At 69.9% G+C, this 13,859-nt stretch carries 17 protein-coding genes; 9 read left to right on the top strand and 8 right to left on the bottom strand.

Features of this window, described 5'->3' with window-relative positions; translation table 11 throughout:
- The first annotated feature begins 228 nt into the window (after positions 1 to 228).
- Positions 229 to 657: a VOC family protein gene (locus ACWD3H_RS00930; RefSeq protein ID WP_451953564.1), complete on the top strand. Its 429-nt coding sequence runs from the start codon at positions 229 to 231 to the stop codon at positions 655 to 657.
- Between the two features lie 105 nt (positions 658 to 762).
- Here ACWD3H_RS00930 and ACWD3H_RS00925 read toward each other — a convergent pair whose 3' ends face one another.
- The gene (locus tag ACWD3H_RS00925) at positions 763 to 1,440 is read right to left on the bottom strand and encodes a winged helix-turn-helix transcriptional regulator (protein ID WP_451953563.1); all 678 of its coding nucleotides are present in this window, start codon (positions 1,438 to 1,440) and stop codon (positions 763 to 765) included.
- On the bottom strand, positions 1,437 to 1,658 hold the full coding sequence (locus tag ACWD3H_RS00920) for a hypothetical protein (RefSeq protein WP_451953769.1): 222 nt from the start codon (positions 1,656 to 1,658) through the stop codon (positions 1,437 to 1,439). Before ACWD3H_RS00920 ends, ACWD3H_RS00925 begins: the two co-directional genes overlap by 4 nt.
- Here ACWD3H_RS00920 and ACWD3H_RS00915 point away from each other — a divergent pair.
- Positions 1,561 to 2,523, top strand: a complete 963-nt coding sequence (locus ACWD3H_RS00915) for a PLP-dependent cysteine synthase family protein (protein WP_451953761.1) — start codon at positions 1,561 to 1,563, stop codon at positions 2,521 to 2,523. The two genes, ACWD3H_RS00920 and ACWD3H_RS00915, sit on opposite strands and share 98 nt — an antisense overlap.
- A gap of 158 nt (positions 2,524 to 2,681) precedes the next feature.
- On the opposite strand, the gene ACWD3H_RS00910 is transcribed toward ACWD3H_RS00915, so the two are convergent.
- Positions 2,682 to 3,350, bottom strand: a complete 669-nt coding sequence (locus ACWD3H_RS00910; protein WP_451953562.1) for a GNAT family N-acetyltransferase — start codon at positions 3,348 to 3,350, stop codon at positions 2,682 to 2,684.
- Between the two features lie 155 nt (positions 3,351 to 3,505).
- Here ACWD3H_RS00910 and ACWD3H_RS00905 point away from each other — a divergent pair, with 155 nt between their 5' ends.
- Together ACWD3H_RS00905 and ACWD3H_RS00900 are read left to right on the top strand one after the other, a co-directional pair.
- Positions 3,506 to 4,375, top strand: coding sequence for an alpha/beta fold hydrolase (locus ACWD3H_RS00905; protein WP_451953561.1), 870 nt, complete (start codon positions 3,506 to 3,508; stop codon positions 4,373 to 4,375).
- On the top strand, positions 4,376 to 4,537 hold the full coding sequence (locus ACWD3H_RS00900; RefSeq protein ID WP_451953560.1) for a hypothetical protein: 162 nt from the start codon (positions 4,376 to 4,378) through the stop codon (positions 4,535 to 4,537).
- 68 nt (positions 4,538 to 4,605) lie between these two features.
- Here ACWD3H_RS00900 and ACWD3H_RS00895 read toward each other — a convergent pair whose 3' ends face one another.
- On the bottom strand, positions 4,606 to 6,225 hold the full coding sequence (locus tag ACWD3H_RS00895) for a PucR family transcriptional regulator (RefSeq protein ID WP_451953559.1): 1,620 nt from the start codon (positions 6,223 to 6,225) through the stop codon (positions 4,606 to 4,608).
- A gap of 166 nt (positions 6,226 to 6,391) precedes the next feature.
- On the opposite strand from ACWD3H_RS00895, the gene ACWD3H_RS00890 reads away from it, so the two are divergent.
- The 4 genes from ACWD3H_RS00890 to ACWD3H_RS00875 all read left to right on the top strand — a co-directional run bounded on the left by ACWD3H_RS00890 (position 6,392) and on the right by ACWD3H_RS00875 (position 10,564).
- Complete coding sequence (locus ACWD3H_RS00890) at positions 6,392 to 7,255, top strand: transporter substrate-binding domain-containing protein (RefSeq protein WP_451953558.1); 864 nt, start codon at positions 6,392 to 6,394, stop codon at positions 7,253 to 7,255.
- A 26-nt stretch (positions 7,256 to 7,281) separates the two neighbouring features.
- Entirely contained in the window at positions 7,282 to 8,226 is a 945-nt protein-coding gene (locus tag ACWD3H_RS00885) for an amino acid ABC transporter permease (protein WP_451953557.1), read from the top strand.
- Complete coding sequence (locus ACWD3H_RS00880) at positions 8,223 to 8,987, top strand: amino acid ABC transporter ATP-binding protein (RefSeq protein ID WP_350925526.1); 765 nt, start codon at positions 8,223 to 8,225, stop codon at positions 8,985 to 8,987. Before ACWD3H_RS00885 ends, ACWD3H_RS00880 begins: the two co-directional genes overlap by 4 nt.
- Positions 8,988 to 9,052: 65 nt before the next feature.
- The gene (locus tag ACWD3H_RS00875; RefSeq protein ID WP_451953556.1) at positions 9,053 to 10,564 is read left to right on the top strand and encodes a flavin-containing monooxygenase; all 1,512 of its coding nucleotides are present in this window, start codon (positions 9,053 to 9,055) and stop codon (positions 10,562 to 10,564) included.
- A gap of 87 nt (positions 10,565 to 10,651) precedes the next feature.
- Here the strand turns inward: ACWD3H_RS00875 and ACWD3H_RS00870 are convergent, their stop codons facing one another.
- Positions 10,652 to 11,899 carry an alkyl sulfatase dimerization domain-containing protein gene (locus ACWD3H_RS00870; protein WP_451953555.1) on the bottom strand — a complete coding sequence of 416 codons (1,248 nt, stop codon included), beginning with the start codon at positions 11,897 to 11,899 and terminating at the stop codon, positions 10,652 to 10,654.
- Positions 11,900 to 12,099: 200 nt separating this feature from the next.
- Here ACWD3H_RS00870 and ACWD3H_RS00865 point away from each other — a divergent pair, with 200 nt between their 5' ends.
- Positions 12,100 to 12,468 carry a hypothetical protein gene (locus ACWD3H_RS00865; protein WP_451953760.1) on the top strand — a complete coding sequence of 123 codons (369 nt, stop codon included), beginning with the start codon at positions 12,100 to 12,102 and terminating at the stop codon, positions 12,466 to 12,468.
- Here the strand turns inward: ACWD3H_RS00865 and ACWD3H_RS00860 are convergent.
- The 3 genes from ACWD3H_RS00860 to ACWD3H_RS00850 are packed head-to-tail and all read right to left on the bottom strand — an operon-like array spanning position 12,434 to position 13,803.
- The gene (locus ACWD3H_RS00860) at positions 12,434 to 13,006 is read right to left on the bottom strand and encodes a maleylpyruvate isomerase family mycothiol-dependent enzyme (protein ID WP_451953554.1); all 573 of its coding nucleotides are present in this window, start codon (positions 13,004 to 13,006) and stop codon (positions 12,434 to 12,436) included. The two genes, ACWD3H_RS00865 and ACWD3H_RS00860, sit on opposite strands and share 35 nt — an antisense overlap.
- The gene (locus tag ACWD3H_RS00855; protein ID WP_451953553.1) at positions 12,993 to 13,475 is read right to left on the bottom strand and encodes an SRPBCC family protein; all 483 of its coding nucleotides are present in this window, start codon (positions 13,473 to 13,475) and stop codon (positions 12,993 to 12,995) included. The genes ACWD3H_RS00860 and ACWD3H_RS00855 overlap by 14 nt, the downstream gene beginning before the upstream one ends.
- Positions 13,408 to 13,803: an ArsR/SmtB family transcription factor gene (locus ACWD3H_RS00850; protein ID WP_451953552.1), complete on the bottom strand. Its 396-nt coding sequence runs from the start codon at positions 13,801 to 13,803 to the stop codon at positions 13,408 to 13,410. The genes ACWD3H_RS00855 and ACWD3H_RS00850 overlap by 68 nt, the downstream gene beginning before the upstream one ends.
- Between the last annotated feature and the right edge of the window lie 56 nt (positions 13,804 to 13,859).

Genomic DNA, 13,859 nt, shown 5'->3' with positions numbered 1-13,859 from the left:
CAGCATCGGCGGAATCTTCCGTGCTCGTGGTGGGCGGCGACGCTCGGTGAGCCGGTCGGGTTCGAGTCGTGGCCGGGATGTGACCAGCTCACGGTGGATCTCTCGCCGGAAGTGGCGGCGGCAAGCCGCCCAACAACCGATGCCCCTGTTTCGGGGGAAGCCCCGCCACCGAGCACGAGGTTCAGTCACCCCTCGGCAGGATGGCCGGGCCATGCCCAAGGAGATCACATGACGTCCATCATCCGACACATCACTTTCGACTGCGCGGAGCCGCACGAACCATACGAGCTGGCAGAGTTCTGGAGCAAGGTGCTCGATCATCCGGTTGATCCAGTGGACGAACCGGGTGACGACGAGGTGGCCTTGGCGATGCCGGCCGGTCAGCCGATCCTGTTGTTCGTGCGCGTGCCGGAGAAGAAGTCGCTGAAGAACAGGCTCCATCTCGACCTGGAACCGGATCGGTCGCGGGACCAGGAAGTCGAGCGGCTGTCGGCCCTCGGCGCGATCATCGTCGAGGACCGGCGCAAGCCGAACGGGAGGGGCTGGGTGGTCATGGCGGATCCGGCCGGGAACGAGTTCTGCGTCGAGGGCAGCGCGGCGGAACGTGCGGTGGCCGAGCGTGAATACAGGGCGGCCAAGGAGGCCGAGCAACCGTAGACAGGTACTGAGGTAGGGCGGGCCCTCCTTCGTACCGGCCGTGCGGTGCGTGACGCGGGCGGGTCCGCCCACCCGGCCCGTTCGGGCAACCGGACTCGACAACGATCAGTGGTAAGGAGAGCCTGGATTCAGGCCGAGGGCTTCCGGGGTGAACACGTAGCGTTTGAACCAGCGGTGCATCTGGCGCCGCAGGGCCGGGTCACCGTGCACGCGTACTCCTTGCTGTCGCAGCAGTCGCGCCCAGGACAGGTCACCGAGCCACCACCGGGTCGCCGCTGCCGTCGGGGCGGTGAGCCAGACGTCGACGGGTGCCCCGGTGTCCTGCCGGCACAGGTTGACGCTCGTCCGGGACAGGTGCAGCCAGTATCTGCTGTCGGCCGGCCTGCGGTCGGTGAACTCGATCGCGAGCACGACCGTGCGCTCGGGCAGGGCGGTGGCGTCCACCCGGCGTTGCATGTCCCAGGTCAGTGCGGCGGTGTCGAGATCGTCCTCGGTCAGGGCGGCGCTGTCGGTGGCGACCGCCCATCGGGCCAGCTCCCGCACCACCGGAGCCAGGGCGGCGCCCGCCTCGGTGAGCCGGTAGTCGTCGTCGACGATGCCGGCGGCGCGCAGTGCGCGTAGTCGTGCGGACAGCGTCGCTCGCGGGATGCGAGGCAGGCCGCGGCGGATGCCGGTGAAGGTTGACGCGCCCAGCAGCAACTCTCGCACGATCAGCAGTGTCCACCGCTCGCCCAGAAGCTCCAGGGCGCGTGCCACCGCGCAGAACTGCCCGTATCCGTTCACTGGTGCATGGTACGCACCATGCGCCGGAGGCGCTGGTTCAGAAGTTGAACTGGTGGTGGTGGCGTGGTCGGCTCGACGATCGAGGTCATGAGTGAGGGCATCGAAAGGACCGGCGGCATCATGGGCCTCAGTGGCGACGTACTGCAGACGATCGGAAACACGCCGCTGGTGAGGCTGCGCAGGGTCGTGCCGCCCGGGTGTGCGGAGATCTTGGTCAAGGTCGAAGGCCAGAACCCGACAGGCAGCATGAAAGACCGCATGGCGCAGGCGATGATCGCCAGGGCCGAAGGCGACGGGCGGCTGAGGCCCGGCGACACCGTTGTCGAGTACACGGGCGGCAGCACAGGTGCTTCCCTTGCCCTGGTCTGCGCGGCGAAGGGATATCGGCTGCAGATCGTCAGTTCGGATGCGTTCAGTGCGGACAAACTCCTTCAGATGGCGGCGTTCGGCGCGGAACTCACCATCATTCCCAGTGAGGGGGGTTTGATCACGAAGGCGCTGATCCTGAGCATGATCGAGAAAGCCGGGGAGTTCGGCCGCCGGCCGGGCACCTACTGGACCGATCAGCTCAACAACGCCGACAGCGTCGCCGGCTATCACCCGATGGGCGAGGAGATCTGGGAGCAGTCAGGCGGGCGGATCGACGCGTTCGTTCAGTCGATCGGCACGGCGGCCTCGCTGCGCGGGGCGGCGGCCCCTCTCCGGCGCGGCCATCCGGGGCTTCGGGTCATTGCCGTCGAACCGGCCGAGTCCGCCGTGCTGTCCGGAGGCCGGCCCGGCGCCCACCGCATCGAAGGCATCGGCATCGGTTACCTCCCGCCCATGTGGGACCCCACCCTGGTAGACGAGATCGTTCCGATCCCCACCGCCGACGCGGAGGAGATGGCCAGGCGCCTGGCTCGGGAGGAGGGCCTGTTCGCCGGAACGTCGTCAGGGGCGAACGTCCTCGCCGCGATCCAGGCCGGACAACGCCTTGGGCCGGCCGCCAGGGTCGTCACCCTGCTGGTGGACTCGGGACTGAAGTACCTCAGCACCGAGGTGTACCGGAGTCAGTACCGTGTCAGGCCAGGTTCGCCCTCGTGACGATCCGGCGCAGGCGGAGTCGCCGGTGTTGCGGTTCCGCCAGGCAGCGTAACGGCGGATCATGCTGCCCACCTCGCGGTGGCCGGCGTGATCGGTGCCGTTGAGGGCGGACTCGCGCAATGCGGTATCCGGTTCAAGCGGGGCGTGCGGGGCTCTCGTTACGCGTCCGCCAGGTCCGGTTCGGGGATGTACGCGGGCGTGAGCACTTCGCACAGGGTCCATCCCAGGGCGCGGTAGAGCGCGAGGCCGTCCCGCGAGGCGCCCAGGACTCCGGTCGTGGCGCCCTGCTCGGCGGCCGCGTCGCCGAGCGCGGTCATCACGACGCTGCCCAGGCCCCGGCGGCGGTGTGCCGGATCGGTCAGGATCTGGTCGGCCACGGCTGTCGGGCCGGCCACTCCCATCCGGCCGCTCGCGGCCGTCGTTCCGTCGGCGTCGTGTATCCGTACGGTCGTGACTCCGCCGTCCGTCGCGGTGTGCAGCGTGTAGCCGTTCGGAGCGAGCGCGGTGGCCCGGCGCAGCGGCACGGTCATCAGATACTCCGGCTCGCCGACGGTCCAGGCCGGGGTGAGCAGGGGCACCACCCGCTCGGCGGGCGCGGAGGTCTTGATCCAGGTGCCGGGGGCAGTCCTGGTCAGGGCCAGCTCGGCCACCTGGTCGACGTCGAAGAGCACGTAGCGGACGCGATGTCCGGGCAGCCCGACATCCAGCCGGAATCCCCCGGTCACCTCGACCGGGGGCCGCACCGAACGGGAAACGGCCCAGCCGCCGACCCAGGCCCGGACCACCTCGGGTGTGGCCGTGGGCTGCTCCTGATCGATCACGCTCATGAACATCCTCCTGAGGGGTGGCTTCCTGCCTCCGACAGTTTATTGCAAGTAGGTCGCAATAAGCCTGCCCCCTCTAGGCCGTCCCCGTCAGGGGAGGCGAGGGCGCCGTCCCTGCTTCACCGACCGGAGCGTGAACGCGTCATGGCTCCGGCACGTTGGCTTCGACTGCGTCCTTCCTCCAGGTCGCCGGCCGGCGCGCGCACGGCCATCTGCACGCCGGTGGCGCGTGGAGAGCCGAACTGCTCCCACCGGAGTTCGCAGCCTTCGGCTACGACACCGCCGGCCCCCGGGACATGGCCGACCTGTCCAAGGTCAGCGTGCTCGTGCCGTCCAGGCCCGGTTACGGCCGGACCTCGCTGTCGGCCGGTGCGACACCGGCCGCCTTCGCCGATGTGGTCCGCGACCTCTGCGGTCACCTGGGCATCGAGCGGGTGGCCGCGGTCGTCGGGGTGTCGGCCGGTGGGCGGACCGCGGTGTCGATGGCCGCCCGGCACCCTGATCTGGTCGAGCGGCTCATCCTGCAGAGCGCACTGGGTTTCCTGCCGTGGCCGGATCGCCGCACCCGGCTGGCCGCGGACATCGCCTTCCCCCCGGCCACCGAGAGGGCGACCTGGGGTGCCGTGCACGCGCTGCTACGCCTGGCCCCCGGCCTCGGGCTGCGGATGATGCTGGGTGATCTGTCCACGCGACCGGCGCGCGAGGTCCTTGCCGCACTCACCCCTGGGGACCGGGCGACCCTGATCGCGCTCTTCTCGCTGATGCGCTCGGGCCACGGCTTTCGCAACGATCTGCGCGCCTCTGCCGAGGAGACCGCGCAGGTCACCCAACCGGCCCTGGTCGTCGCCACCCGCAACGACGGTGCCGTACCGTTCGCGCACGCCGAATCCCTGATGGCACGCCTGCCTCGCGCCGAGCTCGTCGAGAGCCGGGCAGGCAGCCATTTCATCTGGTTCGCCGACGACTACCCCGCCATCGCCGACAGGATCCGCGGCTTCCTGACCTCCGAACCGTCACACCACGGCTGAGTGACGAGCTTTCCAGCTCCGCGCACGGTGGTCAGCGGCCAGGTCGACAGCCTCCAGCACCTGCACCGGTCGATCGACCAGATCCGCCGCGCCGAAAACGTCATCGGCACCAGGACCCTCATGGTGCCGGACTCCTGGCGCCGGGTCGAGCGACCGTCCTGACCCGCGCCGATCCGGTGGTGCGGAGGGGCGCGGTCGCGGGTCCGGCACCGTGCGGACCTGCGGAGGGATCAGGTGGTGCCCGGCCCCTCGCGGTTCCACAGCCGGAGTTGCAGGTCCAGCACCACCCGGTCATCGGGGTCGTCGAGCCGGTAGCCGCCCACCTGCTCCAGCCGGGTCAGCCGGTAGCGGATGGTGTTGGGGTGCACGAGCAGTGTCCGTGCCGTGGCGCCCACATCGCCGAACGTGCCGAGGTAGGCGGCGATGGTCTCGATGAGACAGCTGTGGTGGCTCCGGTCGTACTCGACCAGACGGCGGAACCGCTCGTCGCTCAGCAGATCCGTCACCCCCAGCGTGGTGAGCGCCTCGGAGAGCAGCACCGCCGTGAGCTGGCCGTCGAGACTGATCACCGGCCGGTCGGGCGTGTACGCGACGGTCTCGCACACCCGGTCGACCTCCGCGCGGGCCGCGGCCACGGTCGGCACCGACAGGGACGAGGCGATCGCCGCCCGGAAGGTGGACCCCCGGTGCCGCTCGAACGCCGTCAGGGTGCGCCGGGCCCAGTTCAGGTAGCGGTCCACCTCGACCCGGCCAGGGAGGACGGCGTACAGGCGCAGCCCGACCGGGGCCACCATCGACTCGTCGCGGACGGAGTGGGCGTGCACCGTCAGCATCGTCACCGCCTCGGTGGAGGAGAGCCACTGGCGCGCGCCGGCGTCGCCGACCGCTTCGAAGGCCACCACGGCGAACTCCTCGGGGGCGTCGAGGCTCAGCTGCCGGACGAACCCGGCGTCGTCGCGCTGCGGGTTGGGGGCGAGCATGCGCTGCACGAACTCGGTGCCCATGCTGTGGATGAGGCGGCTCTGGCCGACGAGCCGCGCGGCGAAGACCGATGCCGCGACCAGGTGTTCCTCGGTCTGCCGGGAGAAGGGCCGGCCCGTCTCCTGCGCCCAGATGGTGCCCAGGTACTCGCCGGACCGAGGGTCGTGCATGCCGACCCCGAGCCTGCGCCGGAACCCGATCTTCTCGTTCAGCGTCACCGTGGTACGGGGACGCCGCAGCCGGTCGTAGACCCGCATGGCCTGGAGCTCCGCCATGTGCCCGGCCGGGGGTTCGCGCCCGAGGATGGTGCGGCGCCGGATGTCGTCGGCCTGGTCGCTGTAGGGCGAGAAGGCGAGCACCCGCCCCTGCACGTCCTCGATGGAGATCAGCGTGCCGGTCATCATGCCGAGCGCCTTGGCGAGTCCGAAGAGGTCGTTGTGCTCGCCGAGCGCGGGACCGGCTCCCTGCGGGAACCGCTCCTCGAACTCCCGGCCGAAGCGTTCGACCGCGGCGATCAGGCGCCACCACGGCGCCCGGTCGGTGACCCCGAGGACCGGGACCGGCACGTCGCGCAGCGACCACGGATCGACGTCCCCGAGTTTCACGACGAGCGCCCCGGGCCGGTGGCGGGCGAGGTCGGCGACCGCCTCGACCGCCGCCGGCCCGCCGGTGCCGAGGAGCAGCACGACGGCGCCGTCCAGCTCGTGGTCATCGGGCAGGTCCGTCCCGTCGGACAGGTCGAGGACGACGCAGCCGCCGATGGGAACATCCAGCCCCTCGGGGGCGTGGACCGCCGACACGAAGGGGGCGCGTACCGCGTCGAGGAGCTCGGTCAGGGTGGATGACCAGCGTGGGTACCTAGTTTTCACAGGACTCCGGCACGTTGTGATTTGGATGAAACCTACCTGTCCGAGTATCCAGTGAACTGGACAAAAATATAGAGAGCCGTACAAAGCCCTTGGGTCGTTCGGCATTTTAGGGTGACAGCACTCACCACGGCCGACCGGCCGGAACCCAGGAATCAGGAGGACCGACATGACGTTGGTTCGCACCCGGCGCGCCCTCCGCGTTGTCGCCGCAGGCGTGCTCGGCGCCGCCGTCCTCTCAGCGTGTGGCAGTTCCTCAAGCGATTCCGCGTCCGGCCCCGACGCCGGCTCCGGCTCCGGCTCGCAGGTCTACACCATCCCCCAGCAGATCGGCGTCCCGCCGTACAGCTTCCTGGACGAGGGCGGCAAGCTCGTCGGCCTGCTGCCGGACCTGTCCACCGCGCTCGGCGAGGAGATGGGGGTGACCGTCAAGAACGAGCAGGCGTCGTTCGAGAACTCACTCCTGGGCCTGCAGCGCGGCACCTACGCCTGGGTGCCGGGCGCCGACGTCACGGCCGAGCGGCTGGAGAAGTTCGACTTCGCCACCACCCTCGTCGAGAGCTACGGCTTCCGGGTCAAGGCCGACGGCATCGCCATCGGTGACTCACTCGACGACCTGTGCGGGCTCTCCGTCGCGGTGACCGCGGGTTCGAGCCCGGTCTCGGCCCTCCAGGACCAGTCCGGGAAGTGCGAGGCCGCCGGAAAGAAGCCCATCGACGTGCAGACCTTCGCCGACCAGGCGACCGCCGACCTCGCGGTCAAGAGCGGCCGGGCCGACACCTCCACGGCCACCGCCAGCGGCCTGGGCTACCAGACGCGCACCGAACCCGGCGTGTGGAAGATCACCGGGCCGACGTACCAGGCGATCGACATCGGGTTCGCCTCGATGAAGGGTGACGGTATGGCGGCCAAGTTGCAGCAGGCCACCGAGGCGCTGATCAAGAAGGGCAGCTACGCCGAGATCCTCGCCAGGTACGGCACCGAGAACATGGCGATCACCACCTCGGTGATCAACCCAGAACCGAACGCATGAGTGAGATCCGGACAGGTGGGGCCGGCGTGAGCGCCGTACCCACCGGCCAGGCCGGGCCGGACGGGCCAGGCGGGGCGGCGGCGGACTGGCGCCGGCGGATGGAGGAGATCTCGCGGCTCCCGCACGGGCGCCCGCTCCACCTCGGCCGGCTGACCGTCGCGGTGCTGATGGTGGTCGCGGTCGCCGGTCTCGCGGTCAGCGTCGCCCGCAACCCCGCCTTCGAGTGGGCCACCGTGGCCGACTACTTCTTCTCCGAGCGGGTGCTGAACGGCCTGCTCAACACCATCACGCTGACCGCCCTGTCGATGGGGCTGGCCCTGGTGGTCTCGGTGGTCATCGCGAACATGCGGCTCTCGGCGAATCCGGTGCTGCGCGCGGTCAGCGGGACCTACGTCTGGTTCTTCCGGTCCATCCCGCTGCTGGTCCTGCTCATCCTCTGGTTCAACATCTCGCTGATCTATCCGACGTTCAGCCTGCCCAACCCCTTTGGCGGCGACCTGTTCGCGCTGCAGACGCGCAACCTGATGACCGCCTACTGGTCGGCGGTGCTGGCCTTCGGCCTCCAGCAGGCCGCCTACACCTCGGAGATCATCCGCTCCTCGCTGCTGGCGGTCCCCAAGGGGCAGCGCGAGGCGGCGCTCGCCCTGGGCATGACGCCGTTCGACATCTTCCGCCGCATCGTCTTCCCCCAGGCGATGAAGATCGCGGTGCCGCCGGTGAGCAACGACCTCATCAACCTGATGAAGGCCACCTCGCTCGTCGCCTTCATCTCGGTCTCGGACCTGCTCTACAGCGTCCAGCAGATCTACAACCGCACGTTCGAGGTCGTCCCGCTGCTCATGGTGGCGACCATCTGGTACATGATCCTCGTCAGCGTGCTGTCGGTCGGCCAGTACTACCTGGAGCGCGTGCTCGGCCGGAGCACCGCCACGACGACGCGCCGCGCCGGACGAGTGAGGGCCCAGCCATGACGACACCGCTGATCAGCGCGCTGCACGTGCGCAAGTCCTTTGGCCAGCACACGGTCCTGCACGACGTGTCGCTGGACGTCCACCAGGGGGAGGCGGTCTGCCTGCTCGGCCGCTCCGGCAGCGGCAAGAGCACCTTCCTACGCTGCCTCAACCTGCTTGAGCGCACCGACTCGGGAGTGGTCATGCTGGACGGCGAACTGCTCGGCTACGAGGAGCGCGGCGGCAAGATCCACCGGCTGTCGGCGAAGCGGGAGGCCAGGCAGCGCCAGCGCCTCGGCATGGTGTTCCAGCAGTTCAACCTGTTCTCGCACAAGACCGTGCTGGAGAACGTGGTCGAGGCGCCCATCCGGGTGCTGCGCCGCCCGGCCGACGAGGCGCGCCGTGACGCGCACGAGCTGCTCGACCGGGTCGGCCTGGCCGAGAAGGCCGACGCCTACCCGGCCCAGCTCTCCGGCGGTCAGCAGCAACGCGTCGCGATCGCCCGCGCCCTGGCCATGAAGCCCCAGGTGCTGCTCTTCGACGAACCGACCTCGGCGCTCGACCCCGAGATGGTCAACGAGGTGCTGCAGGTCATCCGCGGCCTGGTGCTCGACGGGATGACCACCATCATCGTCACCCACGAGATCGGATTCGCCCGCGAGGTCTGCGACCGGTTCGTGTTCATGGAGGACGGCCGCATCGTCGAGGAGGGTCCGTCCAGCCGGCTGTCCGGCGAGGCCGAGCACCCGAGCACCCGCGACTTCCTCAGCAAGGTCCTCTAGCCCCGGCGCCCGCGAGCGCCGCACACCATCGTGCCCCGGCACGAACTCGACAGAGAGAAGCAGTCATGCCATCGACGGGCGGAGCCATGCCCTCTGTGGCCGTGATCGGCGGTGGGTTCGCCGGACTCGCGGCGGCCCACCAGCTGAAGCGGCACGGGTATTCGTTCACCGTGTTCGAGACCGAGGACGGGCCCGGCGGCACCTGGCGGGTCAACCGTTTCCCCGGTGCCGAGGTCGACACGCCGGCCCCGATGTACTCGTTCTCATTCGCCCCGTACGACTGGTCACGGTCCTACCCCGGCCAGGCGGAGCTGCAGTCCTACCTTGAGCACGTGGCCGACCGATTCGACCTCAGGGCGCACTTCCGGTTCGGCCGCACCGTCCGGCGGCTGGTCTGGGAGGAGGACGGCCAGCAGTGGGCCGTGCACCTCGACACCGGGGAGGTGCGGCGTTTCACCGCCGTGGTGACCGCAGTCGGGCTGCTGAACGTCCCGAACGAGCCCGCCTGGCCCGGCCGCGAGCTGTTCACCGGCGACATCTTCCACACCGCGCGGTGGCGCCCCGACGTGGCGCTCGACGGACGCCGGGTGGGGGTGGTCGGCACCGGCTCGACGTCCGCCCAGATCGTCGCGGAGCTCGGTGGCCGCGCCGGGCACCTGACGGTGTTCCAACGCCAGCCGGCCTGGGTGGACCCGAAGGTCTCGCTCCCGTTCACCGAGGAGGAACGCGCCCGGCGGCGCCACCCGGTGACGCGGCGGCTCATCCGGTGGCGGCTCTTCCTGGAGCTGGAGCGCAAGTGGCTCGGTGGCCGGATCATCCGGCCCGGCGGGACCGTCGACACCCGGGCGGTCAAGGTCTGCCAGGACTACCTCGAAGAGGTGTTCGGCGACCACCCCGACCTCAAGGCGGCGCTGACACCGAACTCGGCCTACCTGGGCAAGCGGGCGATCCACAGCTCCACCTTCTACCCGACCCTGCTCCGCGACGACGTCACCCTCGTTCCCCACGCGGTGGAGCGGATGACCGAGACCGGGGTGGTGGACGCCGCGGGCCGGGAGCACGAACTCGACGTCGTGATCACCGCGACGGGCTTCCGCGCGGCCGAGTTCCTCTGCAGTCTGGAGGTACGCGGACGCGGCGGGCGTGACCTGCGGGAGAAGTGGGGCGACGACCCCATGGCGTTCCTCGGGATCATGGTGGACGAGATGCCGAACCTCTTCATGATGTACGGCCCCAACACCAACTACTACGCCCCGGTGTTCAACTTCGAGCAGCAGGCGAAGTTCGTGGTCCGGTCGCTGCGGGAGATGCGCCGCCGAGGGGCCTCGGCCGTCGAGGTCCGGCCCGAGGCGGTCAGGCGGTTGAACCGGTGGTTGAAGCGCCGGCTGGACGCCAGCTCGTTCGCCCAGGCACCGAACTACTTCCGCTCGGCGAGTGGCCGGGTGGTCACCCAGTGGCCGGACGGCGCCTCGGTCTACTGGTTGCTGACCCGGACCCAGCACGCCCGCGCCGCGCGGTTCTTCCGCGCTCCGATGGCACCGGCGTCGCCGGACGACAGGCACGTCTCCGTGCCGTGAGCCCGCTCGACTGGCTCGGCCCGGAAGATCTGATCCTCCACCTCCGTCGGAGCCGTAACATGTTCCGTCCTCCGGGACCGAACTCGGTCAGAGTTCTCCGGCGGTCCTGCGGGACTCCTCGGCCGCCCAGGTGAACACACCCTTCGACATCAGGGACGCCTCCGACTCCGCTCTGGTCGCGTACACCTCGGCCCGGACCCGGTGCAGCGCCGCGTCGTCGGGCGCGGCCTGCACGGCCATCTCCGCCAGGTGTCCCGCCAGCCGCTGGTCTCCGCCTGCCAGCGCCCGGAGCGCGGCGTCGGCCAGCTTTTCCGCGCCCCCGGCCAGCTCCGCGATCGCCGAGGCCAGCTCGGCGTCGGGGGCGGGCTTGAGGCGGGCGGGGTTGCCGTCGTACCAGCCGCCGTACAGCCGCCAGATGTTGCGGACCACGAACTCCGGCTCGTCGTAGTGCGGGCGCAGGTAGGGCCGCTCCGCCAGATGAGCGGGCGGCTGTACCGCGCGCACGATGTCGTCCAGCCGGGCGCCCTCGTTGAGCATCCCCAGGGTGCGCTCGACCGTGGACTCCAGCCACTCGGCGGTCTCGGTCAGCGCCTGCTCGACCCGGTCGGCGCCGAAGATCGGGGCGCCGTGGCCGGGCAGCATGATCTCCGGCCGCAGCGTGGCCATCCGGCGCAGCGCGATCGCCCACTCGCGCGGGTAGCGCTGCGCCTTCTGCGGGTTGCCGCAGTTGGGGGTCACCCAGATGAACAGGTCGCCGGGGAGCAGGATGCGCCGGGAGGGGATCCAGCCCACGCTCGCGTCGTCGGTCTCGCCCTTGGCGTGGAAGAGCTCGACGTGGCCGGCCGTCAGCTCGTCGCGATAGGTCACGTCGGGGTAGCGGTACTCGGTGGGCCAGGTCAGGTCGGGCGCCTGGAACTGCCGCCGGTTGATGACGGCGTTGTAGCCCGCTGTCAGCACGTAGCGCTCGAACCGGGCGGTGATCGCCTCGTGCCCCACCACCATCGGCCGGGGCCGCCCCGCCGCCTCGGCCTCCGCGTCGAGCGGCCCGACCCCCGAGACATGGTCGATGTGCCCGTGGGAGTAGATCGCCGTGCTCACCGGCTCGTCGGTCCAGGCCCGCAGGTCGGCGTGGAGCCGGTCGGCGTCGAACGGGTTGCCGGTGTCGAACAGCGTCACCTCCCCGCCCTGCCGGAGCGCGATCACGTTGCCGAAGCCGCTGCGGAAGCCGACTCCGTCGACGACCTCCACGAAGCCCTGCCCGGCGAGCCCCACGTGCACGATGCTGTCGGGGGCCCCGCCCTGCCACACGGTGTCGGCGTACTCGACGATGTTCATGAGGAAGCCGGCCTTTCCTTGTCCCGCTCGGGGGGCGACGACCCCCACCACCATCATGAGCGCACCCGCTTCGCCTCCTGCCGGTCGAGGTGCGGGTCGAGGGTCAGGGCCGCGACGAGGACGGCGGCGGGTGATCGGTGATCGCCCTCAGAACGCCGCTTCGCTCGGCGCTTCAGCGGGTTTTCGCGCCGCTGGGCCGGATGGCTCTGACCAACTACCTGTCCGCCACGGTCCTCGTCCTGGTGGCCGCCCGCCTCGGCGGTGGCTCGCCGGACGGCTGGTCCTCGGCGACGGTGCTCCTGATCGCCGGCCCAGTGGCTGGTGTCCACGCTCTGGCTGTGCCGCCATCGCCAGGGCCTCCTGCAATGGCTCTGGCGCTGGTCCACCTGGATCCACCGTCCACCCTTTTCGCGCTGAGACCGGTTATCCCCAGCTCGTCGAAGTACTCCCGAGCGTTCCGCACCCAGAATCCGGGGATACAGGGAAAGACCTCGCCCATTCTTGATCTCCGACACGCCGCGATCAGCGTCCGGCTCACCGCCCCGACCAGAACGGGTCCCGGCCGATGAAACCCAGCAGTTTGGTCTGGGTATCCGCACCGTCGGGTACCTCGACCCGGGCGCCGTACTGGCCGGAAGAGCGGAGAACCTGCTCCATCTGCTCCATCGGACCGAGGAGTTGGGCACAGAAGTCGGGGTCCAGCCGGTCGTCCTGGCCGGTGGCCCTGGAGAGATCCCAGGTGTGCATGAACACGTCGGCGGTGTAGAACCGGTCGATCGCGGTCTCCACAGGCAGGCTGCCGATGTGTGGATTGACGAGTTCCCGGTGCGCCGTCTCCGCATCGTCCAACACCGCCTGCACACCGTCGCAGTGAACCTGCCACGCGGCGACCGGGTCCTCGTCCACCGACGGTCCGCAGGGCAGTTCGATGTCGGCACCGGAGGCAAGAAACCCGGGAAACCATTCGGTCAGGTGACGCACGACGTCGCGAGCGGCCCAGCCGGCGACCGGGGACGGCGCGTCCCAGAACCTGGTACCGCGAACCCGGTCCGTGAACAGCCCGGCAACCTGCAGGTGTCGCTCGGCTGGGCGCTCAGACAGTGCCATCGATGAACATCCTCTCCAGCTTCGCGTAACCCTCGTTGACACCGACCTCCATACCGCTGCGCAACCACGCATCGCGGCCTTCGAAGCTGTCGACCAGCGACTGTGTCCGCAGCCGCGTACGGCCGTCGCCCAGGTCCTCGAACCACGACGTCTCCAGTGCGACTCCGTCGGGATCGCCGTCGAATGTGAAGGTCTGCACGATACGGTCCGGCCGTACCTCGTGGAAGCAGCCGTGGAACCCGTACTCCGTGCCGTCGTGCACCGAGACGTACCGCCAACTGCCGCCGGTACGCGCGTCCCAGTGCTCGATCCGGGTGGCCGTGGTGTTGGGGCCCACCCACCGGGCGAACAACGCGGGATCGGTGTGTGCGCGGAACAGCTGCTCGGGCGTGGCCGCGAAGTCACGAGTTATCCGGATGACCGGCAGCCTCGGGTCGGCTTCGATGGCTGTCTCCGTGATCCTGTTCATGTTCGTCTCCGTTCATCTCCGCCAGGACGGCGTCAAGGCGGCGGTTGCGCTGCTCGACGCGGTCCCGGTGGCGCTCGATCCAGGTGTCCATCAGGTCGAGGGCCTGGACCTCCAGGCGCACCGGCCGGGGCTGCGGCCCTCGCGGTCGGCTGACGAGCCCGGCGTCCTCAAGCACCCGCAAGTGCTTGTAGACGGCCTGCAGCGTCATTCGGTACGGCTCGGCCAACTGGCTCACGGTCGCGTCGCCCTCGGCGAGCCGGGCCACCATGTCGCACCGGGTCGGATCCGCGAGGGCAGCGAAGACTCGGGGCAGCGTGTCCGTGGTCATCCCCCTAGTTTCAACTCAATGGTTTAAAGGACGGTAGGCCGTAGATCGCCCATCGG

It is taken from the genome of Streptosporangium sp. NPDC002607 (genome assembly GCF_053592655.1).
The sequence above is the reverse complement of the archived record's forward strand: the minus strand, read 5'-3'. Positions and strand labels throughout refer to the sequence as shown.

What these genes read in the sequence shown, in the direction of transcription:
- ACWD3H_RS00930 (WP_451953564.1), top strand. Translation starts at nt 229, where the DNA reads ATGACGTCCATCATCCGACACATCACTTTCGACTGCGCGGAGCCGCAC.
- ACWD3H_RS00915 (WP_451953761.1), top strand. Translation starts at nt 1,561, where the DNA reads ATGGGCCTCAGTGGCGACGTACTGCAGACGATCGGAAACACGCCGCTG.
- ACWD3H_RS00910 (WP_451953562.1), bottom strand. Translation starts at nt 3,350, where the DNA reads ATGAGCGTGATCGATCAGGAGCAGCCCACGGCCACACCCGAGGTGGTC.
- ACWD3H_RS00890 (WP_451953558.1), top strand. Translation starts at nt 6,392, where the DNA reads ATGACGTTGGTTCGCACCCGGCGCGCCCTCCGCGTTGTCGCCGCAGGC.
- ACWD3H_RS00880 (WP_350925526.1), top strand. Translation starts at nt 8,223, where the DNA reads ATGACGACACCGCTGATCAGCGCGCTGCACGTGCGCAAGTCCTTTGGC.
- ACWD3H_RS00875 (WP_451953556.1), top strand. Translation starts at nt 9,053, where the DNA reads ATGCCATCGACGGGCGGAGCCATGCCCTCTGTGGCCGTGATCGGCGGT.
- ACWD3H_RS00870 (WP_451953555.1), bottom strand. Translation starts at nt 11,899, where the DNA reads ATGAACATCGTCGAGTACGCCGACACCGTGTGGCAGGGCGGGGCCCCC.
- ACWD3H_RS00865 (WP_451953760.1), top strand. Translation starts at nt 12,100, where the DNA reads ATGGCTCTGACCAACTACCTGTCCGCCACGGTCCTCGTCCTGGTGGCC.
- ACWD3H_RS00860 (WP_451953554.1), bottom strand. Translation starts at nt 13,006, where the DNA reads ATGGCACTGTCTGAGCGCCCAGCCGAGCGACACCTGCAGGTTGCCGGG.
- ACWD3H_RS00855 (WP_451953553.1), bottom strand. Translation starts at nt 13,475, where the DNA reads ATGAACAGGATCACGGAGACAGCCATCGAAGCCGACCCGAGGCTGCCG.
- ACWD3H_RS00850 (WP_451953552.1), bottom strand. Translation starts at nt 13,803, where the DNA reads ATGACCACGGACACGCTGCCCCGAGTCTTCGCTGCCCTCGCGGATCCG.